Annotated in this window: 23 protein-coding genes and 1 tRNA gene; 20 read left to right on the forward strand and 4 right to left on the reverse strand. The window is 62.2% G+C overall.

Translation table 11 applies throughout. The annotated features are described in order from the left end of the window. Positions 1–182: 182 nt before the first annotated feature. The 18 genes from VUG52_RS06510 (at position 183) to VUG52_RS06595 (ending at position 13,809) form a co-directional block, all read left to right on the forward strand. Complete coding sequence (locus VUG52_RS06510) at positions 183–656, forward strand: Dps family protein (protein ID WP_028690591.1); 474 nt, start codon at positions 183–185, stop codon at positions 654–656. A gap of 182 nt (positions 657–838) precedes the next feature. Continuing rightward, the gene (locus VUG52_RS06515; protein WP_052896323.1) at positions 839–1,171 is read left to right on the forward strand and encodes a ribbon-helix-helix domain-containing protein; all 333 of its coding nucleotides are present in this window, start codon (positions 839–841) and stop codon (positions 1,169–1,171) included. A gap of 89 nt (positions 1,172–1,260) precedes the next feature. Next, positions 1,261–1,482 carry an FmdB family zinc ribbon protein gene (locus VUG52_RS06520; protein ID WP_050704473.1) on the forward strand — a complete coding sequence of 74 codons (222 nt, stop codon included), beginning with the start codon at positions 1,261–1,263 and terminating at the stop codon, positions 1,480–1,482. Between the two features lie 94 nt (positions 1,483–1,576). Then, positions 1,577–3,352, forward strand: coding sequence for an aspartate--tRNA ligase (aspS, locus tag VUG52_RS06525; RefSeq protein ID WP_050704474.1), 1,776 nt, complete (start codon positions 1,577–1,579; stop codon positions 3,350–3,352). Between the two features lie 110 nt (positions 3,353–3,462). Further along, positions 3,463–4,215: a YebC/PmpR family DNA-binding transcriptional regulator gene (locus VUG52_RS06530; protein WP_050704475.1), complete on the forward strand. Its 753-nt coding sequence runs from the start codon at positions 3,463–3,465 to the stop codon at positions 4,213–4,215. A 185-nt stretch (positions 4,216–4,400) separates the two neighbouring features. Further along, on the forward strand, positions 4,401–4,925 hold the full coding sequence (ruvC, locus tag VUG52_RS06535; protein ID WP_050704476.1) for a crossover junction endodeoxyribonuclease RuvC: 525 nt from the start codon (positions 4,401–4,403) through the stop codon (positions 4,923–4,925). Positions 4,926–5,033: 108 nt separating this feature from the next. Further along, a complete protein-coding gene (ruvA, locus tag VUG52_RS06540) occupies positions 5,034–5,651 on the forward strand; it encodes a Holliday junction branch migration protein RuvA (protein WP_011535159.1) in 618 nt (205 codons plus the stop codon). After that, on the forward strand, positions 5,648–6,694 hold the full coding sequence (gene ruvB, locus VUG52_RS06545) for a Holliday junction branch migration DNA helicase RuvB (protein WP_011535158.1): 1,047 nt from the start codon (positions 5,648–5,650) through the stop codon (positions 6,692–6,694). The genes ruvA and ruvB overlap by 4 nt, the downstream gene beginning before the upstream one ends. A 125-nt stretch (positions 6,695–6,819) precedes the next feature. Continuing rightward, positions 6,820–7,272, forward strand: coding sequence for a tol-pal system-associated acyl-CoA thioesterase (ybgC, locus tag VUG52_RS06550; RefSeq protein ID WP_050704477.1), 453 nt, complete (start codon positions 6,820–6,822; stop codon positions 7,270–7,272). Between the two features lie 2 nt (positions 7,273–7,274). After that, positions 7,275–7,970: a protein TolQ gene (gene tolQ / locus VUG52_RS06555; protein ID WP_023628695.1), complete on the forward strand. Its 696-nt coding sequence runs from the start codon at positions 7,275–7,277 to the stop codon at positions 7,968–7,970. Between the two features lie 14 nt (positions 7,971–7,984). Then, entirely contained in the window at positions 7,985–8,437 is a 453-nt protein-coding gene (gene tolR / locus VUG52_RS06560) for a protein TolR (RefSeq protein ID WP_011535155.1), read from the forward strand. Further along, entirely contained in the window at positions 8,437–9,513 is a 1,077-nt protein-coding gene (gene tolA / locus VUG52_RS06565; protein ID WP_050704478.1) for a cell envelope integrity protein TolA, read from the forward strand. The genes tolR and tolA overlap by 1 nt, the downstream gene beginning before the upstream one ends. A 47-nt stretch (positions 9,514–9,560) precedes the next feature. Further along, positions 9,561–10,811 carry a Tol-Pal system beta propeller repeat protein TolB gene (gene tolB, locus VUG52_RS06570; protein WP_050704479.1) on the forward strand — a complete coding sequence of 417 codons (1,251 nt, stop codon included), beginning with the start codon at positions 9,561–9,563 and terminating at the stop codon, positions 10,809–10,811. Between the two features lie 54 nt (positions 10,812–10,865). After that, positions 10,866–11,363 (forward strand): peptidoglycan-associated lipoprotein Pal, encoded by a 498-nt coding sequence (gene pal, locus VUG52_RS06575; RefSeq protein ID WP_028690581.1) that lies wholly within the window; start codon positions 10,866–10,868, stop codon positions 11,361–11,363. Positions 11,364–11,369: 6 nt separating this feature from the next. Then, positions 11,370–12,179: a tol-pal system protein YbgF gene (gene ybgF / locus VUG52_RS06580; RefSeq protein ID WP_050704480.1), complete on the forward strand. Its 810-nt coding sequence runs from the start codon at positions 11,370–11,372 to the stop codon at positions 12,177–12,179. Between the two features lie 160 nt (positions 12,180–12,339). Next, on the forward strand, positions 12,340–12,987 hold the full coding sequence (gene queE, locus VUG52_RS06585; protein ID WP_050704519.1) for a 7-carboxy-7-deazaguanine synthase QueE: 648 nt from the start codon (positions 12,340–12,342) through the stop codon (positions 12,985–12,987). A 10-nt stretch (positions 12,988–12,997) separates the two neighbouring features. Beyond that, entirely contained in the window at positions 12,998–13,672 is a 675-nt protein-coding gene (gene queC, locus VUG52_RS06590) for a 7-cyano-7-deazaguanine synthase QueC (RefSeq protein WP_050704481.1), read from the forward strand. Between the two features lie 61 nt (positions 13,673–13,733). Then, positions 13,734–13,809, forward strand: a tRNA-Lys gene (locus tag VUG52_RS06595). Between the two features lie 71 nt (positions 13,810–13,880). Here the strand turns inward: VUG52_RS06595 and VUG52_RS06600 are convergent. The 3 genes from VUG52_RS06600 to VUG52_RS06610 form a co-directional block, all read right to left on the reverse strand. Further along, positions 13,881–15,167, reverse strand: a complete 1,287-nt coding sequence (locus tag VUG52_RS06600; protein WP_050705284.1) for an NAD(P)/FAD-dependent oxidoreductase — start codon at positions 15,165–15,167, stop codon at positions 13,881–13,883. Between the two features lie 53 nt (positions 15,168–15,220). After that, complete coding sequence (locus VUG52_RS06605; RefSeq protein ID WP_050705285.1) at positions 15,221–16,774, reverse strand: amino acid permease; 1,554 nt, start codon at positions 16,772–16,774, stop codon at positions 15,221–15,223. Between the two features lie 484 nt (positions 16,775–17,258). Then, positions 17,259–19,028 carry a phosphoethanolamine transferase CptA gene (locus VUG52_RS06610; protein ID WP_050705286.1) on the reverse strand — a complete coding sequence of 590 codons (1,770 nt, stop codon included), beginning with the start codon at positions 19,026–19,028 and terminating at the stop codon, positions 17,259–17,261. Positions 19,029–19,496: 468 nt separating this feature from the next. On the opposite strand from VUG52_RS06610, the gene VUG52_RS06615 reads away from it, so the two are divergent. Beyond that, positions 19,497–20,522, forward strand: a complete 1,026-nt coding sequence (locus tag VUG52_RS06615) for an IS110 family transposase (protein WP_050707629.1) — start codon at positions 19,497–19,499, stop codon at positions 20,520–20,522. A gap of 578 nt (positions 20,523–21,100) precedes the next feature. Beyond that, positions 21,101–22,402: an IS4 family transposase gene (locus VUG52_RS06620; RefSeq protein ID WP_050707627.1), complete on the forward strand. Its 1,302-nt coding sequence runs from the start codon at positions 21,101–21,103 to the stop codon at positions 22,400–22,402. Between the two features lie 345 nt (positions 22,403–22,747). On the opposite strand, the gene VUG52_RS27210 is transcribed toward VUG52_RS06620, so the two are convergent. Continuing rightward, a complete protein-coding gene (locus tag VUG52_RS27210) occupies positions 22,748–23,503 on the reverse strand; it encodes a methyl-accepting chemotaxis protein (RefSeq protein ID WP_371263126.1) in 756 nt (251 codons plus the stop codon). Positions 23,504–23,581 lie beyond the last annotated feature (78 nt).

The raw sequence follows: 23,581 nt of genomic DNA on the forward strand, positions 1-23,581 counted from the left end.
CCAGCCTATGCACCCGGCATTGACAATCCGCACGGGTGGCACACTGCCTATTTAACAGCAAAGACGCAGGCTTCTCAAACCGGCTGGTGCGGGCGGCCCTGTGCCGCATGCGCCGGGCGGCAACTCTTGTTAGAGTGTTTGTTGCCCGCTTGATGATCAAGCCTTATGGAAAGGGGAGCTTCATGGCAATCGATATCGGTATCAGTGAAGAAGATCGCAAGTCCATCGTCGATGGGTTGTCCCGCCTGTTGTCGGATACCTATGTACTGTATCTGAAAACCCATAACTTCCATTGGAACGTCACCGGTCCGTCGTTCCGCACCCTGCACCTGATGTTCGAGGAGCAATACAACGAGCTGGCCCTGGCGGTCGATTCGATTGCCGAGCGCATTCGTGCCCTGGGCTTCCCGGCACCGGGTTCCTACGCCTTCTATGCCCGCCACTCCTCCATCAAGGAAGAGGAGGGGGTGCCGCCCGCCGAGGAAATGATCCGCCAACTGGTGCAGGGGCAGGAGGCGGTGGTGCGCACCGCGCGCAGTATCTTCCCGGTGGTGGACAAGGTCAGTGACGAGCCGACCGCCGACCTGCTGACCCAGCGCATGCAGGTCCACGAGAAAACGGCGTGGATGCTGCGAGTCCTGCTCGACGGGAACTGATTGCCGGTTGCTTGTCGTTCGACCCAGTGAAACCGGGCCCGATACCGTCAGCGGTATCGGGCCCGCGCGTTTGTGGGGAAGACTTTGCCGCTGCTATCGACCTGATCGATGGCGCTTCATGACGGTCATGGACCCATTCGGCTGACGAACGGGGTGTGGTTTCGTGACGATGGAGCGGTGCGATGGGCGATCCGATGCGTGGTATCGACGGTAATGCAAGGCAGGGAGGAGGCAATCCGCGTCTCGACCCGTTCAGGCGAGATTTCGACATGGCCCAGGCCGGGCCCGTGTCGCGCTCGGTGCGGCTCAACGGCTTTGCCACCTGCCTGCGCCTGGAGGTGGTGTATTGGCGCATCCTGGAGCGCATTGCCCAGGCCAACCGTTGTTCGGTGAGCGCCGTGTTGTCCTATGTGGATCGCGAGGTGCACCTGCGCCATGGCGGGGTGAGGAATTTCAGCGGCCTGGTCAGGGTGATCTGCGTCGCCTGGCTGCAGGAAGCGCGAGACGCGCACTGATCGCCGGGCTGCACTGCTCTCCTTTACCATATATAATCCCGCTCTTTGCTGCCTTGGGCAGCGTGCGATGTGGTTGACGAGAGACACCCATGCCCCTGTACGACTATCAATGTGCATCCTGCGAACACCAAATGGAGGTGTTGCAGAAGATCAGTGCCGCGCCGCTGACCGATTGCCCGGCGTGCCAGGCGCCGGCATTGAAGAAGCTGCTGTCGGTCCCCGGCTTTCGCCTGAGTGGCAACGGCTGGTACGAGACCGACTTCAAGACCGGGGCGAAAAAGAATCTGGCAGGCGGCGACAAGGCCGACTGAGTTGAATTGCATCCGCCAGGTCTTGCAGTATTAGCCCCTTGGGCGGCCAAGACCTCCACCGAACACACGAATCACGAGAAGCGAAACCACGATCATGATGCGCAGCCATTATTGCGGCCAACTGAACGAGTCCCTGGACGGCCAGGAAGTCACCCTTTGCGGCTGGGTCCATCGTCGTCGCGACCACGGCGGGGTGATTTTCCTCGACATCCGTGACCGCGAAGGCATGGCCCAGGTCGTATTCGACCCGGATCGCGCCGAAACCTTCGCCGCCGCCGACCGCGTGCGCAGCGAATATGTCGTGCAGATCACCGGCAAGGTGCGCAAGCGCCCAGAAGGCGCGGTGAACGCCAACATGGCCTCCGGTGCCATCGAGATCCTCGGCTACCAGCTGAACGTGCTCAACGAAGCGGAAACCCCGCCGTTCCCGCTGAACGAATATTCCGACGTCGGCGAGGAAACCCGCCTGCGCTATCGCTTCATCGACCTGCGCCGTCCGGAAATGGCCGACAAGCTGCGCCTGCGTTCGCGCATCACCAGCAGCATCCGTCGCTTCCTCGACGAGAACGGCTTCCTCGATGTCGAAACGCCGATCCTGACCCGTGCCACCCCTGAGGGTGCCCGTGACTACCTGGTGCCGAGCCGCACCCACGCCGGCAGCTTCTTCGCCCTGCCGCAGTCGCCGCAGTTGTTCAAGCAGCTGCTGATGGTCGCCGGCTTCGACCGCTACTACCAGATCGCCAAGTGCTTCCGCGACGAAGACCTGCGCGCCGACCGCCAGCCGGAATTCACCCAGATCGACATCGAGACCAGCTTCCTCGACGAGTCCGAGATCATGGGCCTGACCGAAAGCATGATCCGCAAGCTGTTCAAGGAAGTGCTGGACCTGGAGTTCGGTGAATTCCCGCACATGACCTTCGAAGAAGCCATGCGCCGCTACGGTTCCGACAAGCCGGACCTGCGTATTCCGCTGGAACTGGTCGACGTTGCCGATCAGCTGAAGGATGTCGACTTCAAGGTCTTCGCCGGTCCAGCCAACGATCCGAAGTGCCGCGTCACCGCCCTGCGCCTGCCGGGCGGCGCCAGCATGCCGCGCAGCAAGATCGACGAGTACACCAAGTTCGTCGGCATCTACGGTGCCAAGGGCCTGGCCTACATCAAGGTCAACGAGCGCGCCAAGGGTGTCGAGGGTCTGCAGTCGCCGATCGTCAAGAACATCCCCGAGGCCAACCTCAACAACATCCTCGACCGCGTAGGCGCCGTGGATGGCGACATCGTGTTCTTCGGTGCCGACAAGTTCAAGATCGTCAGCGAGGCCCTGGGCGCGCTGCGTATCCGCCTGGGCCACGACTTCGAGCTGCTGACCTGCGAGTGGGCGCCGATGTGGGTCGTCGACTTCCCGATGTTCGAAGAGAACGAAGACGGCAGCTTCACCGCGCTGCACCACCCGTTCACCGCGCCGAAGTGCACCCCCGAAGAGCTGGAGGCCAACCCGGCCACCGCGCTGTCGCGTGCCTACGACATGGTCCTGAACGGCACCGAGCTGGGTGGTGGTTCGATCCGTATTCACCGTAAAGAAATGCAGCAAGCGGTATTCCGCCTGCTGGGCATCGAGGCGGCAGAACAGGAAGAGAAGTTCGGCTTCCTGCTCGACGCCCTGAAGTTCGGCGCACCGCCGCACGGTGGCCTGGCCTTCGGCCTGGATCGCCTGGTCATGCTGATGACCGGCGCCCAGTCGATCCGTGAAGTGATCGCCTTCCCGAAAACCCAGAGCGCCGCGTGCGTCATGACCCAGGCCCCTGGCCTGGTCGACGCCAAGGCCCTGCGTGAGCTGCACATCCGTCTGCGCGAGCAGGCCAAGGTCGAGTGATCGACCGGGGCGCCACGGTCACGGGGTGCCCCCGCGCTTGATGCGCAGGATTCTTCACGTTCCGCCCTTCGGGGCGGAACCTGTTTCTGTTTCAAGGATTCGGAGTCGTTATGGCTGGTCATTCCAAGTGGGCGAACATCAAGCACCGCAAAGAGCGCCAGGATGCCAAGAGAGGCAAGGTCTTCACCAAGTGGATCCGCGAACTGACCGTCGCGGCCAAGCAGGGCGGCCCTGACCCGGCCTCCAACCCGCGGCTGCGCCTGGCGCTGGACAAGGCCCTGGGTGCCAACATGAGCCGCGATATCATCGATCGCGCCGTGGCCCGTGGTGCCGGCACCAACGAAAGCGACAACGTCGAAGAGCTGAGCTACGAGGGCTACGGCCCGGGCGGCGTGGCGATCATGGTCGAGGCCATGACCGACAACCGCAACCGTACCGCCGCCGCCGTGCGTCATGCCTTCACCAAGTGCGGTGGCAACCTGGGCACCGACGGCTCGGTCGCCTACCTGTTCGAGCGCAAGGGGCAGATCAGCTTCGCCGCCGAGCTTGCGGTCGACGAGGACGCGCTGATGGAAGCCGCGATGGAGGCCGACGCCGACGACGTGGTGGCCAACGACGATGGCTCCTTCGAGGTGTTCACCTCGTTCAACAGCTTCTATGCCGTGCGCAATGCGCTCGAAGAGGCCGGCTTCAAGGCCTCGGACGCCGAGATCGTGATGCAGCCGACTACCAGTGCAGAGCTGGACAAGGACGGCGCGGAGAAGGTGCTCAAGCTGATCGACATGCTCGAGGACCTGGATGACGTGCAGAACGTCTACTCCAATGCGCAGATCTCGGATGAGATCATGGAAAGCCTCGGCTAAGGTGTTCTGGCGATCCCTGCCGGTTCTTTGAATTTGTCAGCGCCTGTCCCGGCTCTTTCGCGGGTAAACCCGCTCCCACAGGTACTGCACCGACTCTGAATGTGGTGCAGTACCTGTGGGAGCGGGTTTACCCGCGAAAGGGCCGGGACAGTTTGCAGAGATGCACCAATTTTTTCACAGACACTATGACTCTGATTCTTGGTATTGACCCCGGCTCGCGCATCACTGGCTTCGGCGTGGTCCGCCAGACCGCCCGTGGTTGCGAGTATGTGGCCTCGGGCTGTATCCGCACCGGTGGCGGCGAGCTGCCCGAGCGTCTGCAGATCGTCTTTCGCGGGGTGAGCGAGATCATCCGCGAGCATGGTCCGGTGACCATGGGCATCGAGCGGGTGTTCATGGCGCGCAACGCCGATTCGGCGCTCAAGCTGGGCCAGGCCCGGGGCGCGGCCATCGTCGCCGCGGCCGAGGCGGGCCTGGAGATCGCCGAGTACAGCGCCAGCCAGGTCAAGCAGGCCGTGGCCGGCACCGGCGGGGCCAATAAAGAGCAGGTGATGATGATGGTCATGCACCTGCTCAAGCTGACCCAGAAGCCGCAGATCGACGCCTCCGACGCCCTGGCCATCGCCCTGTGCCACGCCCATACCCGTTCCAGCCTGATTCCCCATGGGTTGGCGACGGCGCGGCGGCGCGGCGGACGCTTGCGTCTGTAACCGCTTCATGCGCTGATACACATTTTGTCCGGGTGACGCGCGCTCCCGGCGCATTTGCTGATAGGGTGGACCGGTTTTCGACCGGCGCCCGAGAGGAAGGATCGGAACGTGATTGGACGTTTGCGTGGCACCCTGGCGGAAAAACAGCCGCCGCACCTGATTATCGACGTCAACGGCGTGGGCTACGAGCTGGAAGTGCCGATGACTACCCTGTACCGCCTGCCCAAGGTCGGCGAGCCAGTGACCGTGCACACCCACCTGGTGGTGCGCGAAGATGCCCACCTGCTCTATGGTTTTGCCGAAAAGCGCGAGCGCGAGCTGTTCCGCGAGCTGATCCGTCTCAACGGCGTGGGGCCGAAGCTGGCGCTGGCGCTGATGTCCGGCCTGGAAGTGGACGAACTGGTGCGCTGCGTGCAGGCCCAGGACGCCTCGGTCCTGGTGCGTGTGCCCGGTGTCGGCAAAAAAACCGCCGAACGCCTGCTGGTCGAACTCAAGGACCGCTTCAAGGCCTGGGAAACCTCCCCGGCGATGTTCACCCTGGTCTCCGACGGCCCGCTGCCGGTCGCCAGTGAGTCCTCGGCCGAGGCCGACGCGGTCAGCGCCCTGGTCTCCCTGGGCTACAAGCCACAGGAAGCGAGCAAGGCGATTGCCGCGATCAAGGACAAGGCGGGCCTCAGTAGCGAGGAGCTGATCCGTCGCAGCCTTAAAGGGATGATTGCCAAGTGATCGAGACCGACCGCCTGATCGCCGCCAGTGGCCGCGACCGTGAAGAAGTCCAGGACCGCGCGATCCGCCCGCTGCGCCTGGACGAGTACATCGGCCAGCCGGTGGTGCGCGAGCAGATGGCGCTGTTCATCCAGGCGGCGCGCGGGCGCAACGAGTCCCTCGACCACACCCTGATCTTCGGCCCGCCAGGCCTGGGCAAGACCACCCTGGCCAACATCATCGCCCAGGAAATGGGCGTGTCGGTCAAGAGCACCTCGGGCCCGATTCTCGAGCGCCCGGGCGACCTGGCGGCGATGCTGACCAACCTCGAGCCCCATGACGTGCTGTTCATCGACGAGATCCACCGGTTGTCGCCGGTGGTCGAGGAGGTGCTGTACCCAGCGATGGAAGACTTCCAGCTCGACATCATGATCGGCGAAGGGCCGGCCGCGCGCTCGATCAAGCTCGACTTGCCGCCGTTCACCCTGGTTGGCGCCACCACCCGAGCCGGCATGCTGACCAATCCGCTGCGTGACCGTTTCGGCATCGTCCAGCGCCTGGAGTTCTACAGCAACAAGGACCTGGCCACCATCGTCAGCCGTTCGGCCGGTATTCTCGGGCTGCCGATGGACGACAAGGGCGCCTTCGAGATCGCCCGTCGGGCGCGGGGCACGCCGCGGATCGCCAACCGCCTGCTGCGGCGGGTGCGCGACTTTGCCGAAGTGCGCGGCAAGGGCGAGATCACCAAGGCCGTCGCGGATATGGCGCTGAACCTGCTGGATGTCGACGAACGTGGCTTCGATCACTCCGACCGGCGTCTGTTGCTGACCATGATCGAGAAGTTCGACGGCGGTCCGGTGGGGCTCGACAACATTGCCGCGGCGATCGGCGAGGAGCGTCACACCATCGAGGACGTGCTCGAGCCCTATCTGATCCAGCAGGGTTACATCATGCGTACCCCGCGAGGCCGCGTGGTGACCCGACACGCCTACCTGCATTTCGGCCTGAACATCCCCGGGCGTTTCTGCGAAGGTGGCGAATATGCCGCCCAGGACGACGAATGACAGATCGAATCGGGTTTTTCATGGTCCTACCGCTGGCACGGCGCAGGCTCGCTGGCAATACGACATTATCGATGCAAAAACAGTTGCCGGGGCGGATTGGCAAGTTCAGGAGTAACCACTAGAGTATGCGCGCGCAAAATGGGCTGGAACCGTTCGCACACCGCTGTCGCGTCTATTACGAGGATACCGACGCCGGTGGCGTGGTGTATTACGTCAACTACCTCAAGTTCATGGAGCGCGCCCGCACCGAGCGGCTGCGTCACCTGGGGTTCTCCCAGGTCCAGCTGGCGCAGGACAACCTGCTGTTCGTGGTCCATTCCAGCGAGGCGCGCTATCACGCGCCGGCCCGCCTGGACGATGAGCTGCGGGTGACCGCGCAAGTGCTTGAATTGAATCGTGCCAGCCTGCGCTTCGTGCAGCAGGTGTGGCGAACACAGGATGAAGTGCTGCTCTGCGAGGGGCAGTTCCTGGTGGCCGCCGTGCGCGCCGACACTTTCAAACCCCGGGCCATTCCCCCAGAACTGCGCGACGCATTCCTGGCGGACGGCGCGGGTACTCAATCGAACGCAGGAGAATAAGCGTGGAAGCAAACGTCGTCGACCATACCTCCATGTGGAGCCTGGTCGCCAATGCCAGTGTCGTGGTTCAGCTGGTAATGCTGACCCTCGTGGCAGCCTCGGTGACCTCTTGGATCATGATCTTCCAGCGCAGCACCATGCTGCGCGCCGGTCGTCGTGCACTGGACGCTTTCGAAGAGCGCTTCTGGTCGGGCATCGACCTGTCCAAGCTGTACCGCCAGGCGGGCAGCAACCCCGATCCGGACTCGGGCGTCGAGCAGGTGTTCCGCGCCGGCTTCAAGGAATTCTCGCGTCTGCGCCAGCAGCCGGGCGTTGACCCTGACGCGGTCATGGAAGGTGTCGGTCGTGCCATGCGCGTGGCCATTTCCCGCGAGGAAGAAAAGCTCGAGCAGAGCCTGCCGTTCCTGGCGACCGTCGGTTCAACCAGCCCGTACATCGGTCTGTTTGGTACCGTGTGGGGCATCATGAACTCGTTCCGTGGCCTGGCCAGCGCCCAGCAGGCGACCCTGGCGACCGTGGCTCCCGGTATCGCCGAGGCCCTGATCGCCACCGCGATCGGCCTGTTCGCCGCGATCCCGGCCGTTATCGCCTACAACCGTTTTGCCGCGCGCAGTGAAGTGCTGATTGGCCGCTACTACACCTTCGCCGACGAGTTCCAGGCGATCCTGCACCGCAAAGTACACACCAGCGAAGAGTGATCAGGTAGAAACCCATGGCCCGAGTTCGCCACAAACGCAAGCCGGTCGCCGAGATGAACGTGGTGCCCTACATCGACGTGATGCTGGTGCTGCTGGTCATCTTCATGGTGACCGCCCCCATGCTCAACCAGGGCGTGAAGGTGGATCTGCCCAAGGTTTCCAGCGAAGCCCTGCCGCAGGACAACAACGTCCAGGTCCTGACCATCTCGATCAAGGCCGACAAGACCTACTACTGGAACCTTGGCAGCGAAGTCGACACCGACAAGCAGATGGACAAGGCCATGACCTTGCCGGAAATGACCGGTGCGGTGACCAAGATCATTGCCGCCGGCCGTGACCAGGGCAAGCAGACCCAGGTCTTCATCCGTGGCGACAAGGCCGTCGACTACGGCGCGGTCATGGGCGCCATGGGCGGGTTGCAGAAGGCCGGTGTCGGTAACGTTGGCCTGATTACCGAGGCGCCCTGATGCAGCAGCGAGAGCCATCCGCCTCGGAAAGCTACTTCTGGCCCAGTGTCTGGGCCATTGGCCTGCATGTGCTGGTGTTCGGCATGCTGTTCGTCAGCTTTGCCATGACCCCCGAGCTGCCACCATCCAAGCCCATCGTCCAGGCCACGCTCTACCAGCTCAAGTCCAAGAGCCAGGCGACCACCCAGACCAATCAGAAGATTGCCGGGGAGGCGAAGAAGACTGCTTCGCGCCAGACCGAGGTCGAGCAGCTGGAGCAGAAGAAGGTCGAGCAGGAGGCCGTGAAGGCCGCGGAACAAAAGAAAGCCGACGCCGCTCAAAAGGCCGAGGAGGCTCGCGAAGCCGCCGAGGCGAAGAAGGCTGAGGAGGCCGCCAAGGCCGCCGAGCAGAAGAAAGCCGCCGAGGCCAAGAAAGCCGAGGAGGCGAAGAAGGCCGCTGAAAAGCAGCAGGCCGACATCGCCAAGAAGAAGGCTGAGGAAGAGGCCAAGAAGCAGGCCGAGGAAGAAGCCAAGAAACAAGCTGCGGAAGAGGCGAAGAAGAAAGCCGCCGAAGACGCGAAGAAAAAAGCAGCCGAGGACGCCAAGAAGAAAGCGGCGGCCGAGGACGCGAAGAAGAAGGCAGCTGAAGAGGCCAAGAAAAAGGCCGCAGCAGACGCCCAGAAGAAAAAGGCACAGGAAGCGGCCCGCAAGGCGGCGGAAGACAAGAAGGCCCAGGCGCTCGCCGAGCTGTTGTCCGACACCACCGAGCGGCAGCAGGCGCTGGCCGACGAGCAGGGTGATCAGGTGGCCGGCGACTTCGACGACCTGATCCGCATGCGCGCGGCCGAAGGTTGGGCGCGTCCGCCATCTGCGCGCAAGGGCATGACGGTAGTTCTGCAGATCAACATGCTGCCGGACGGCACCATCACCAACGTGAGTGTGGCCAAGTCCAGCGGCGACGGTCCGTTCGACAGCTCGGCCGTGGCCGCAGTGAAGAACATTGGTCGGTTGACCGAGATGCAGGGCTTGAAGCCGAGCGATTTCAATCCGTATCGTTCATTCAAGATGACATTTACACCTGAGGATCTAGCGTTGTGATTAAACGTCTGAGAGGACTCCTGGTCTTGCTCTGCTGCGTGGCAGGCATGGCCATGGCAGAAGAAAAGAACATCCTGGTCACCAGCGGTAGCGACCGGGCAACTCCCATTGCGGTAGTGCCGTTCGGCGTGCAGGGCGGCAGCGTGCTGCCCGAAGACATGGCTGACATCATCAGCAACGACCTGCGCAACTCCGGCTACTACGGGCCGATCCCGCGGCAGAACATGATCAGCCTGCCGACCCAGGCCAGCGAAGTGATCTTCCGTGACTGGAAAGCCCTGGGCGCCCAGTACGTCATGGTCGGCAGCATCGTTCCGGCCGGTGGCCGCCTGCAGGTGAGCTATGCGCTGTTCAACGTCGCCACCGAACAGCAAGTGCTGACCGGCAGCGTTGCCGGCGGCGTCGACCAGCTGCGCGACATGGCCCACTACATCGCCGACCAGTCGTTCGAGAAACTCACCGGCATCAAGGGTGCGTTCTCCACCCGCATGCTGTACGTGACCGCCGAGCGTTTCTCGACCAACAACACCCGCTACACCCTGCAGCGTTCGGACTACGACGGTGCCCGTGCAGTGACCCTGTTGCAGTCGCGTGAACCAATCCTGTCGCCGCGTTTCGCGCCGGATGGCAAGCGTATCGCCTATGTCTCGTTCGAGCAGAAGCGCCCGCGCATCTTCATCCAGCACATCGACACCGGTCGCCGCGAGCAGATCACCAACTTCGAGGGCCTGAACGGCGCCCCGGCCTGGTCGCCTGACGGCACCCGCCTGGCGTTCGTGCTGTCCAAGGACGGCAACCCGGACATCTACGTGATGAACGTGGCTTCGCGCCAGATCACTCGCGTGACCGCAGGCCCGGGCATCAACACCGAGCCGTTCTGGGGCAAGGATGGCAACACCCTGTACTTCACCTCCGACCGTGGCGGCAAGCCGCAGATCTACAAGCAGTCGGTCGGTGGCGGTGGCGCCGAGCGCGTGACATTCGTGGGTAACTACAACGCCAACCCGAAACTGTCGGCGGACGAGAAGACCCTGGTGATGATCCATCGCCAGCAGGGCTTCACCAACTTCAAGGTGGCCGCCCAGGACCTGCAACGCGGAAGTGTAAAGATTCTCACCGAGACCAGTCTTGATGAGTCTCCCACTGTTGCGCCAAACGGCACCATGCTAATCTACGCCACCCGCCAGCAGGGCCGGGGAGTCTTGATGCTCGTGTCGCTTAACGGCCGCGTGAGGCTCCCGCTTCCTACCGCTCAAGGCGAAGTCAGAGAACCGTCCTGGTCCCCTTACCTGAACTGATTGCGGCGTAACACGTTTTGCTTAACACACTGGGGTTTCATTAGGAGTTTCACGATGGAAATGCTGAAGTTTGGTAAATTCGCTGCGCTGGCTCTGGCCATGGCCGTAGCTGTAGGTTGCTCCTCGAAAGGCGGTGACAACGCTGGTGAAGGCGCTGTTGACCCGAACGCTGGCTACGGTGCCAACACTGGCGCTGTCGACGGCTCCCTGAGCGAAGAAGCCGCCCTGCGCGCAATCACCACCTTCTACTTCGAATACGACAGCTCGGATCTGAAGCCAGAAGCCATGCGCTCCCTGGACGTTCACGCCAAGGACCTGAAAGCCAACGGCAACCGCGTTGTTCTGGAAGGCAACACCGACGAGCGCGGCACCCGCGAGTACAACATGGCTCTGGGTGAGCGTCGTGCCAAGGCCGTTCAGCGCTACCTGGTTCTGCAGGGCGTTTCCCCTGCTCAGCTGGAACTGGTTTCCTACGGCGAAGAGCGTCCAGTTGCCACCGGCAACGACGAGCAGTCCTGGGCTCAGAACCGCCGCGTAGAACTGCGTAAGTAAGTTCTTATGCGTATGTGCCGTCGTGCTGTAACCGTCCTCGCACTCAGCCTGCCCCTTTCGGCGTGGGCTGCGGTTCCCGTAGTAGATGACAACGCGGGTGGCTATCCACCTGCGGGTTATGGCACGAGCGGCGCCTATGCCGGAGCAGGGGCTTCGGCCCCTGCTTCTGCAAATGGCCAGCTGTTCATGCAGCTGCAGCAGATGCAGGACCAGATTTCCCGCCAGCAAGGCATCATCGAAGAGTTGCAGAACGATGTGTCGCGCATGAAGCAGGAAAACCTCGAGCGCTACCAGGATCTCGATCGCCGCCTCAGCAGCGGTGCCGCGCCTGCCGCGACTCCAGACAATTCCTCCACCGGTGGCGCGAACAACGCAGCCACGGGTGCCGCTGCCGGCGCCAGCGCCGCGCAGCCACCGGCCGCCAGCAGCGAGCCGGGTGATCCGGCGAAAGAGAAGCTGTATTACGACGCCGCTTTCGACCTGATCAAGCAGAAGGACTTCGACAAGGCCAGCCAGGCCTTCAACGCCTTCCTGCGCAAGTACCCCAACAGCCAGTACGCCGGCAATGCCCAGTACTGGCTCGGCGAGGTCAACCTGGCCAAGGGCGACCTGCAAGGCGCCAGCCAGGCCTTCGCCGAAGTCGGTCAGAAGTACCCGAAACACAGCAAGGTGCCAGATTCGCTGTACAAGCTGGCCGATGTCGAGCGCCGCATGGGCCACACCGACAAGGTCAAGGGCATCCTGCAGCAGGTCATCACCCAGTACCCCGGCACTTCCGCCGCACAACTGGCCCAGCGCGACCTGCAGAAGCTCTGAGCGACCCGTTGATGAAGAAACCCGCGCCTGTCGCGGGTTTTTTCGTTAGAATCACGGCCCTTTTTTCGTAAACACGCTGCCGCGGATAACGCCATGTCGAGTCCGCGACAGTGCCTGACGGAGGCGGACAGCCTGTTCAGCTGTCACGCCCGTGGCGATCATGCAAGACACATTACGCATCACCGAAGTGTTTTACTCGTTGCAGGGTGAAACGCGAACGGCCGGGCTGCCCACGGTTTTCGTGCGCCTGACCGGTTGCCCCCTGCGCTGCCAGTACTGCGACAGTGCCTACGCCTTCAGTGGCGGCACTATTCGCACCCTTGATTCGATCCTCGAGCAGGTCGCCGGCTTCAAGCCGCGCTACGTCTGCGTGACCGGCGGCGAGCCGCTGGCCCAGCCCAACGCGCTGCCGTTGCTGCAGCGCCTGTGCGACGCCGGTTATGACGTGTCGCTGGAAACCAGCGGCGCCCTCGACATCAGTGGCGTCGACACTCGCGTCAGCCGCGTGGTCGACCTCAAGACCCCAGGCTCGGAAGAGTCCCATCGTAACCGCTACGAGAACATCGAGCTGCTGACCGGCAATGACCAGGTCAAGTTCGTCATCTGTTCCCGCGAGGACTACGATTGGGCGGTTTCCAAGCTGATTCAGTACAACCTGGCCGAGCGTGCCGGGGAGGTGCTGTTTTCGCCCAGCCACCATCAGGTGAGCGCCACCGACCTGGCCGACTGGATCGTCGCCGACAACCTGCCCGTGCGTTTCCAGCTGCAGCTGCACAAGCTGCTGTGGAACGACGAACCCGGACGTTGAGGAGCAAGACATGACTGACAAACGCGCGGTAATCCTGTTGTCCGGTGGCCTGGACTCGGCCACCGTGGTGGCCATGGCCAAGGCCGACGGCTACCAGTGCTACACCATGAGTTTCGACTACGGCCAGCGCCATCGCGCCGAGCTCAACGCCGCGGCACGGGTGGCCCGTGACCTGGGCGTGGTCGAACACAAGGTGATCGGCCTGAACCTCGACGGCATCGGTGGCTCGGCCTTGACCGACAGCAGCATCGATGTGCCCGAGGCGCCGAGCGAGGGGATTCCGGTCACCTACGTGCCGGCTCGCAACACCGTGTTCCTGTCCCTGGCCCTGGGCTGGGCGGAGGTGCTCGAAGCCCGTGACATCTTCATCGGTGTCAACGCCGTGGACTATTCCGGTTATCCGGACTGCCGCCCGGAATTCGTCGAAGCCTTCGAGCGCATGGCCAACCTGGCCACCAAGGCGGGTGTGGAGGGGCAGGGCTTCCGCATCCAGGCACCGTTGCAGAACCTGAGCAAGGCACAGATCGTCCAGGCGGGGATCGCCCGTGGCGTGGACTACAGCCTGACCGTTTCCTGCTACCAGGCCGACGACGACGGGCGTGCCTGCGGCAAGTGCGACAGCTGCCGCCTGCGTGCCGACGGCTTCAAGGCGGCCGGCGTAGAGGATCCCACCCGGTATTTCTGAAAAATTTTGCGATGGGGTGTTGATTTCCTCTGAGAAATCAGTAATATACGCGCCATCCAACGGGTCGTTAGCTCAGTTGGTAGAGCAGTTGGCTTTTAACCAATTGGTCGTAGGTTCGAATCCTACACGACCCACCATATGCTGTACGAAAAAGCCCGCCTTCATGGCGGGCTTTTTCATGCCTATCGAAAAGTGGGCTGACTCACCGTCAACGGTTCAGGCGTCGCGCATCGAAGGCATCGCGCGCCTGGTAGGCGGTGTAGGTGGCCTGCGCTGCCACCAGGCCGGCAATCCCGAAGGTGCGGTCGAGGCCGAACTGGCTGAAACCGCTCGGTATCGGCAGGCGGCGGGCGATGGCGTCCGCCAGGACTTCGCCGGCGACCGTGGTCGGTGCCATGCCATGGCCACCGAAACCGACGGCGTGCCAGATGCCGTTGGCGTCCTGGCCGATCTGCGCCATCTGGTGGCGCCCATAGCTCATCAGGCCGCCCCAGGAATATTCCAGCTCAACGTCCTCGAGTTGCGGATAGACGCTCACCAGGTCGGCCTTGAGCAGCTTGGCGATGGCCTGCGGGCCGCGATCAAGGATGGAGATGCGTCCGCCCCAGAGGATCCGGGTGTCTTTCAGCGGGCGGTAGTAATCGAAGGCGAAGCGAGTGTCGTAGATGGCCGACTGGCAGTTGATGGCATCCGGCAGGCGTGCGCCCAATGGCGGTGTGGTCACCACGTAGGTGGCGATCGGCAGCACGGCGCGTTCGATCGGGGCGTAGACGCCGCGGGCATAGCCCCCTGCGGAGAACACCACTTCCTCGGCATGGACTTCGCCCTGGCCGGTGCGCACGATGTAGCCACCGGCCTTCTTCTCGATGCTGGTCACCGGCGACTGCTCAAAGATCGTCACCCCGGCCTGGGTGGCGGCCTGGGCAATGCCGCAGACGTACTTGAGCGGATGGAAGTGGAATGCGTTGCGCTCCAGCAACCCGCCGTAATAGCGCTCGGTCCTGAGCTGTTCCTTCAGGTCGCCGGGTGCGATGTATTCCCAGTCGACGCCATAGGCCTGCTTCATCAGCTGGCGCGGTTTCTCCAGGCGCGACGGGTCGTTGAACCAGTTGGCGAGGATCACGCCCTGGTCGACCAGGTCGCAATCGATGGTGTAGCGGCGGGTGCGCTCGCGGATCAGATCGACGGCGTCGAGTGTCAGCCGATACAACTTGCGTGCCTCGTGGGCGCCCAGGGCCGACAGCAGGTCGGCGTTGCCGAGGCTGTAGCCGCCGAAGACGAAGCCGCCGTTGCGTCCTGAGGCGCCGTGGCCGACGCGTTGCGACTCGAGGAGCGTCACATCGCTCACCCCGCGCTCGGCCAGCCCTATCGCGGTCGACAGTCCGGCCAGGCCGCCACCGAGGATGCACACACGCGTATCGGTGCGTCCGCTTTGAGCGGGATAGAAGGTTCTGCTGGCGGTGGCTTCGTAGTAGGAGTCGAAGGTGCTGTTCATCAGGGTCCCGGAGCAGTGGTGGGCGGACCGGGGCGGGTCCGCCAATGGAGTGTTCAGGCGGGCTGCTGGCTGGCCGCGAGCGCATCGCCGGCGGGCTCTGCCTTGCTGCGTTCGGCCTTGCGCATCTCGATGCTGGAGAAGTCCATTTCCCTGTAGCGCACCACCCTGGAACCTGTGACCAACTTGTGGCCGAACCAGACCACCACGAACAGCACCAGGCCGACGTAGGTGGCGAAGGCGCCGATCCAGTCGATCTGCCCGCCGATGAATGCCTGGTAGTTCTGCCCGAGCATCACCACCATGCACAGGCCGAAGGCGAACAGCGGGCCGAATGGGAAGTACTTCGACACGTACGGCAGTTTCGCCAGGTCGTTGCCGTGGAACAGGTAGCCGCGGCGGAAGCGGTAATGGCTGATCGCGATGCCCAGCCAGGCGATGAAGCCGAGCATGCCGGAGGTGTTGAGCAGCCACAGGTAGAGCTTGCCGGGGCTGAACAGGAAGCTCAGCAGGCACAGGCCGGCGACCGCGGCGGTGGCCAGCAGCGCCCAGACCGGCGTGCCGCTGCGGGTGACCCGGGCGAAGATGGCCGGCGCCTTGCGCTCCAGCGCCAGGCTGTAGAGCATGCGCGAGGAGGCGTACATGCCTGAGTTGCCGGCAGACAGTACCGAGGTCAGGATCACTGCGTTCATCACGGCGGCGGCGGCGAGCATGTCGGCCTTGGCGAAGATCAGGGTGAACGGGCTGATGGTGACGTCAGACAGGCCATCCTTGAGCAGTCGTGGATCGGTGTAGGGGATCAGCAGGCCGATCACGACGATGGTGAGCACGTAGAACAGCAGGATGCGCCAGAAGATCTGGCGCACGGCCTTGGGAATGTTGCGCCCCGGGTTTTCCGTTTCGCCGGCGGCGATGCCGACGAACTCGGTGCCCTGGAACGAGAAGCCGACGATCATCGCCACGCCGATCAGCGCCGGCAGGCCGCCGGCGATGGGCGCGTCGCCGATCTGCCAGAGGTGGGCGCCGCCGTCCTGGCCGCCTTCGAGGATGCCCATGAGCATCAGTACGCCCACGGCGATGAAGATGATGATGGTGATGACCTTGATCAGGGCGAACCAGAATTCCGCCTCGCCGAAGAAGCGCACCGAGGCGACGTTGAGGGCGAACAGCAGCACCAGGAAGGCCGCGCTCCAGATCACCCCGGGCGTGTCCGGGAACCAGTAGAGCATGATGATCTGCACGGCCACCAGGTCCACGGCGATGGTCACGGCCCAGGAGTACCAGTAGTTCCAGCCCAGGGCGAAGCCGAAGCTTTCTTCCACGTAGCGCGAGGCGTAGGTGGAGAACGAGCCGCTGACCGGCATGCACGCGGCCATTTCACCGAGGCTGGTCATCAGGAAGTAGACCATCAGGCCGATCACCGCGAAGGCCAGCAGCGCGCCGCCGGGGCCGGACTGGGCGATGGTGGCGCCGGAGGAGACGAACAGGCCGGTGCCGATGGAGCCGCCGATGGCGATCATGTTCAGGTGGCGGCTGGTAAGGGTGCGTTTGAGGTGTCCGGAAGGCGGGGTTGCGGCAGTCAAACTTGCGTTGTTGTTCGAATGGGTCATGGGCAACCTATTGGATCTGCATTCGGGTGAGTTGTTGTTTTTGTTGTGATCTGACCACTTCCAGTTGCAGGTGACGGGCGCGGTTTGGGCGCCGGTCGGCCGGCGGCTTCTCCAGTGCCGCGGCGCTCGCGATTGCATTGATTGAAATCAGTATTGGCGTTGAAAGGCGTTCTCAACAAACGACAATTAGTTGCTACATCATTCCATTTTGGAATGTTTAATTTCGTCGTTTTGTTCATGTGCCCAAGCGGGTATTCGCACGCATTCATCTGAGTTTCCAGTATTTGCTGAGATGCAGTGACGTCATTCTGAAGTGGAATATTGTCGTTTTGTATTTGTCATGAAATGTACGAAACAATATGGCGGAAATTTATTCATCATTGATGCAACAAAAAACCGATATCTGAGAGACCAGATATCGGTTTTGGGGGCGTGTCCCTTCAAGCGGAGGGATTGGTATGAGGGGCAGCCTTGTCGCGGGCTGTCAGCCTTCGTCAGGGCGAACCGTGCCGCTGCTGGCGGTCCGCTGTTCCTGCTTCACTCGGGTGCCGGGCAGGTTGTCGAACTCGTGCAGCCCGTTTTTCGCGTACGGGTCGCCGATCCAGCGTGGGCTGGCGGTGAACGCTTCGTTGACCAGGCTTTTGGCCGGCTCGTAGCGGTCGTAGCTCAGGCCCGCCAGGTCGGACAGGGTGTGGATCAGGTGTGCGCTGCTGTAGGGGCGGTTGACCATCGACTGCAGGTCGCGCGGGTGCGCCGCCTGCCAGCTGGGCGAGGTCCAGAGCAGGAAGGGGATGGTGTACATCGGCCGGGTCGGGTTGGCCTCGTTGCGGCCGAGGCGATCATGATTGCCTGAACTGTAGACGTCCTCGCCATGGTCGGAGAGGTACAGCAGGAAGCCGTTCGGTGTGCTGGCCGAATAGCGCTTGATCAGGTCGGACACGACGAAATCGTTGTAGCGCACGGCGTTGTCATAGAAGTTGTAGGTCTGTACCTGGTCGGGAGACAGCGCCGCCGGCGCGCCGGTGTTGTCCTTGAAGTGGTCGAAGCCGGCCGGATAGCGGTAGCGGTAATCCATGTGCGTGCCGAGCAGGTGAACGATGATCAGCTTCTTGCTGGCCGGGTCCTGCAGGGCCTTTTCGAAAGGCTCCAGCACCACGCTGTCGTACTGGCTGGCGTTCTGGTTGCGCTGGTTGTTCAGGTAGACCGGCACGTCCGTCTGCTGCGAGAAGGTGGTGAGCATGGTGTTGCGCTTGGTCATCGTCTGCTGGTTGGTGATCCAGAAGGTCTTGTAGCCAGCCTGTTTCATCAGGTTGATCAGCGACGGATCGGTGAGGAAACGGTCAGGGTGCTGTTGATCGCCGAAGGTGAGGATCTGCTGCATCACTTCGATGGTGTACGGGCGTGGTGAGACGACGTTGCGGAACACGGTGAGGCCCTTGTCGCGGGCGGCCAGGGCATCGAGGTTCGGCGTGGTGTCACGGTCGTAGCCGTACAGGTGCATGTGCTCGCGGGTGGTGGACTCGCCCAGTACCAGCACAAGTGTGCGTGGCGCGTCGCCGCTGTTGTCCTTGAGGTCCTGCAACGGCGGCAGGGCGGCGTTCTGCTCCAGTAGGGCCTGCATGTTGTCCAGCTGCTGGCGGTACTGCCGGTAGCCGACCACCAGTTGCCAGGGCACTGCGGCCGCCATGCGCTGCTCGACCTTTTCCCGGGCGTCGGCGAAGCTGCGTTGCTGGGAGACCATCTGCTTGTAGAACGGGTAGCCCAGGGTTGCCGTCAGTAGCACGGCGACCACCGGCAAGCGGCTGTACCGTGGCAGGGTGACCGGGCGGATGCGCCGCCACAGCAGCACGGCGATCGCGCTGTAGAGTAGCAGCCCCAGGCACAGCCAGACGCTGAAGTACTGGCTGAAGTATTCCCCGGCTTCGGCGGTGTTGGACTCGAACATCACGAAGATGACGCTTTGCGAGAACTCCTGGCGGTAGATGCCGAAATAGCTCAGGCCGACCAGCGAGCTGGCCCACAACACCAGCCCGATCAGGGCGGCGAGGGGGCGGGTCAGGCGCGGCAGCAGCAGTACTGGGGCCAGCCACAGGCTGCTGAGGAACAGGGCGTCGCGAAAGCCGGCGAAGCCGGTGGTGCCGCTGAACAACAGCAGGGCCTGGGTGATGCCGGAGAAGTACCAGAAGAACAGCAGGAGCCAGCCGAGGCCGGGCCAGTCGATGGATTTGCGGGCGGGGGGAGTTGTACGGGACACGTATGCCTCAGAGAGCGGTTGCCTGCCGGATTGGTTGGCAGGCGACGCTAAAGGGGGCCGCGTGAAAAGATCGTTAACAATTCATGAAAGTCCCGGAGAGACCGACGAGTGAGATGCGAGTAACTTGCTCTTGTTGTTCGTTCTTGTTGTTCGCTCTCGTTGTTGCTGTTTGCTTTTGCTTCTAAACGCGCGGTAGATCAGGCAACACCAATTGCGACTTCAGGAGGCCGAGCGGAGTTCTTGCGAAGGGAGGTGACGGGCATGGATGCCCGTCAAGCGCTGCGCCCCAGGATGGGGCGTTCAGCGCGGTCCTCCCGGGAGCAAGAACGGAGCGAGGGGACCCCGGAGCGAAGCGTAGGGGCCGGATGAATGGAGCGAGGATTTTTTGGTTCCTTAATGAGATGGTCACCCCGGCACCCTGCGAGGCGTACGCTTTCGCAGGGTGTTTTTTCTTCGGAGACCGTCATCATGAGCACCGTGACACTGATCGGCATCGACATCGGCAAACATACCTTCCACCTGCATGCCCAGGACAAGTTCGGCAAAGAGGTATCGCGCAAGAAGTGCTCAAGGCTGCAGATGATGCGGTTTCTGGCCAATCATCCTCCCTGCACGGTGGTGATGGAGGCCTGTGCCGGTTCGCACTATCTGGCTCGAGAACTCACGGCGATGGGGCATGAAGCCAAGCTGATCTCGCCTCAGTTTGTTAAGCCTTTCGTCAAGAGCAACAAAAACGACTTCGTTGATGCGCAAGCCATCTGCGAAGCTGCTTCCCGGCCTTCCATGCGCTTTGTGACGCCAAAATCGCCTGAGCAGCAAACGCTCTCTGTTTCTCATCGGATGCGTGAATCATTGATCCGCGACCGAACCAAGACGGTGAACCAGATGCATGGGTTCCTGCTCGAATTCGGCGTCAGCCTGCCGACCGGACTGGCAGTGGTCAAACGCCTCGCTTCTGTGCTTGAAGAGCACGACTTGCCTGTACGTCTTGTCGCATTGTTGCAGCGGCTACATGAGCATTTCGTCTACCTGAGCGAGCAGATCAAGTTGTTGGACGAAGAGCTGGTGAGCCAGCTGACTGACGATGATCTGGGTAGTCGTTTGCTGAGTATTCCGTGTGTCGGACCGATCACCGCCAGCCTGCTGGCTGTGGAAATGGGCGATGGCCAGCAATACGGCAGTAGCCGGGACTTTGCGGCCTCTGTAGGTCTGGTGCCCCGTCAGTACAGTACCGGTGGCAGACAGAATTTGCTGGGGATTAGCAAGCGCGGCGACAAGAACCTTCGACGCTTGCTGGTGCAATGCGCACGGGTTTACCTGATGCGTTTGAAGTACCAGAAAGGCCCATTAGCCGATTGGGTGCGCTCACTGCTCGCTCGACGTCACTCCAACGTGGTGGCCTGCGCGTTGGCCAACAAACTGGCACGCATCGCTTGGGCCATTACCACTCGGCACACGCAATATAAAACGGAGCCAGGCGCCATGAACGCCTGACCCCGTAGTGCTGCACCGTGTTTCACCATCAGGTTTTGCGATAGCTGTACAACAGATGAAACAAACGGCCGATCGGCCTGACGATGATCCTGGGATCAAAAATGGCTCTTGGAAGCCGCTTACTTTTTAAGGATTGTCAGGTGCGAACGCTCATCGTGGCGCGGGCGGATACGAGCCCATCAGACGCCGGATAGATTTACGCAAGCCATCCATTTCATCTGATGAACAGTATTGCAGAAAACGGGGTGACCATAGATTTTGATCCTTCAAAAAGGGACCCGCCGTAAGGGCGGAAAGGTGACTATGCGTCACCATCGCAAATGAATGCGCATATAAATTTCAAAACTCATGCTCTAAAAGTCAAAGTCAAAGTCAAAGTCAAAGTCAAATGCGGTCGGCGTCGGTTTTAATAGTTGTAAGTGCATTCATTTGCGATGTCGACGCATAGTCACCTTTTCGCCCTTACGGCCATCCCTTTCAAGGTCTTCGGTAGAATCCACTGAAATCCAGTCAGGAAGACCCGAACGATGTGGGCTGATGTACTAGCGCGATTCGAGAAAAAAGCACCCGCCAGCGTAATGGCCAAACTTGCCTTGGAGCAGGCCATTGCGCCGGAGTGGGTCGATCAGGTTTTCGAGGAGCACCGGCAACGGCAGTATTCTCGCGAATTGCTGTTCTCGACCATCGTCAAGCTGATGTCGCTTGTTTCTCTGGGCTTGAAGCCATCCTTACATGCTGCCGCGAGACAACTAGACGACCTTCCCGTCAGTCTGGCGGCCCTTTACGACAAGATCAGTCGAACCGAACCTGCCCTGTTGCGTGCTCTGGTGACAGGCTGTGCGCAGCGCTTGGCGCCGACAATCCATGAGTTGGGCTATTCAGCCATGCTTCCTGATTGGCAAGTTCGGATAGTCGATGGAAGCCACCTGGCCTCCACCGAAAAGCGTCTTGGTGCGTTGCGCCAAGAGCGTGGGGCGGCTCGCCCCGGGTTCTCGGTAGTGGTCTACGATCCCGATCTGGATCAGGTGATCGACCTCCAACCGTGTGAAGACGCCTACGCAAGTGAGCGCGTCTGTGTCTTGCCGTTACTGGCTCAAGCAAAGGCCAATCAGGTCTGGGTCGCTGATCGCCTCTACTGCACGCTGCCTGTCATGGAGGCGTGCGAACAGGTGAGCACATCATTTGTCATTCGCCAGCAAGCCAAACATCCCCGCTTGATCCAAGAAGGTGAGTGGCAAGCACCGATGCCGGTAGCAACAGGCACAGTGCGCGAGCAATCCATCGAAGTAAAAGGCGGGCACTGCTGGCGACGTGTCGAGTTGACACTTCATTCGCCAAACGACTCAGGTGATAACAGCTTGATGTTCTGGAGCAATCTGCCCGAGAGCATCAGTGCACAACAAATCGCAGACTTCTATCGCCGTCGCTGGAGCATCGAAGGGATGTTTCAGCGACTGGAAGCGATTCTGGAAAGTGAAATTGAAACCCTTGGCAGCCCGCGAGCTGCCTTGCTTGGCTTCACCACTGCCGTTCTGGCATACAACGTTCTGGCCTTGCTCAAACGTAGTGTTGAGCAGGCCCATCGGGATGCCTTGCCCGATAATTGGGAAGCCTCGATCTATCACTTGGCGGTGCAGATCAGAGGGGGTTACGAAGGCATGCAGATTGCCCTGCCATCCGAGTACATGCCAGTTGTACCGATAGACAAACTGGCCCAGCGCCTGCTGGAGCTAGCCAGAAACATCCAGCCCAAACAGGTCGTGAAAAGTCCACGAGGCCCCAAGGTGCCCAAAGCGAAGGCCTGGGTGCAAGGTACGGCTGTGCATGCCCACGTTTCGACGGATCGGGTCATCAAGGCCGCTAAAACCAAAAGACCTTGAAAGGGATGGCCCTTACGGCGAGTTCCTTTTTGAAGGATCAAAAAGGAACCAAAAAATCCTCGCTCCATTCATCCGGCCCTACGCTTCGCTCCGGGTCCCCTCACTCCGGCCTTGCTCCCGGGAGGACCGCGCTGCAGGGCCCATCCTGGGCCCCAGCGCTTGACGGGCATCCATGCCCGTCACCTCCCTCCGCAAGTCCTGCGTTCGGCCTCCTGAAGTCGCGAAGGTACGGGCGGCGCCTGGGCTGGCGTAGCTATCGCTCGTGGGGAGGGGGTTAGCCTTGCGATCAAGATCAAGATCAAGATCAAGATCAAGATCAAGATCAAGATCAAGATCAAGCAACGGCTACACCCGGAACTGCTCCATCAACACCTGCTGTTGGTTGGCCAGGCGGTTCAGCGCCTGGCTGATCCTCGCCGACTCATCGGCCTGTCCGGCCAGCGACTCGGTCACATCACGTATCCCCGCCACGTTACGGTTGACCTCCTCGGCCACGGCGCTCTGTTCCTCGGCCGCCGAGGCGATCTGCAGGTTCATGTCGGTGATCACCGCCACCGCCTCACCGATCCGCTGCAGCGCCGGCAGCGTCTGCTCCATCTGCGCGGCGCTGTCCTGGGCCTGGCGCTGGCCGGCGTGCATCGCGCCGACCACGTCCTGGGTGCCTTGCTGCAGCCCCTCGATCACCTGGCGGATCTCCTCCACCGACACCTGCGTACGCTGGGCCAGGTTGCGCACCTCGTCGGCGACCACTGCGAAACCACGCCCGGCTTCACCAGCGCGGGCGGCCTCGATGGCGGCGTTGAGTGCCAGCAGGTTGGTCTGCTCGGCGATGGCACGGATCACCTCGAGCACCGAGCCGATCTGCTCGCCGCGGCTTTCCAGGGCCCGGGCCTCGTCCATGGCCGCGTCCATGCCACCGGCCAGCTCGCCGATCGCCTCGCGGGTGGCGGCCACCCGCGCCAGGCCATCACGGGTCGCCTGGTCGGCGCCGCGTGCGGCTTGCGCTGCCTGGGCGGCATTGTGGGCGACGTCGTGGGCAGTGGCGCTCATCTCGTTGGCGGCGGTGGCCACCTGCTCGATCTCGCGGTGCTGTTGCTGCATGCCGTCACTGGTCTGGCTGGCGATCAGCGCCGACTGGTCGGCCGTACCACGGGCCTCCTGCAGGGAACCCTTGAGCTG

It is taken from the genome of Pseudomonas sp. LH21 (assembly GCF_036549575.1).
In the GTDB taxonomy this organism is placed as follows: domain Bacteria; phylum Pseudomonadota; class Gammaproteobacteria; order Pseudomonadales; family Pseudomonadaceae; genus Aquipseudomonas; species Aquipseudomonas peradeniyensis.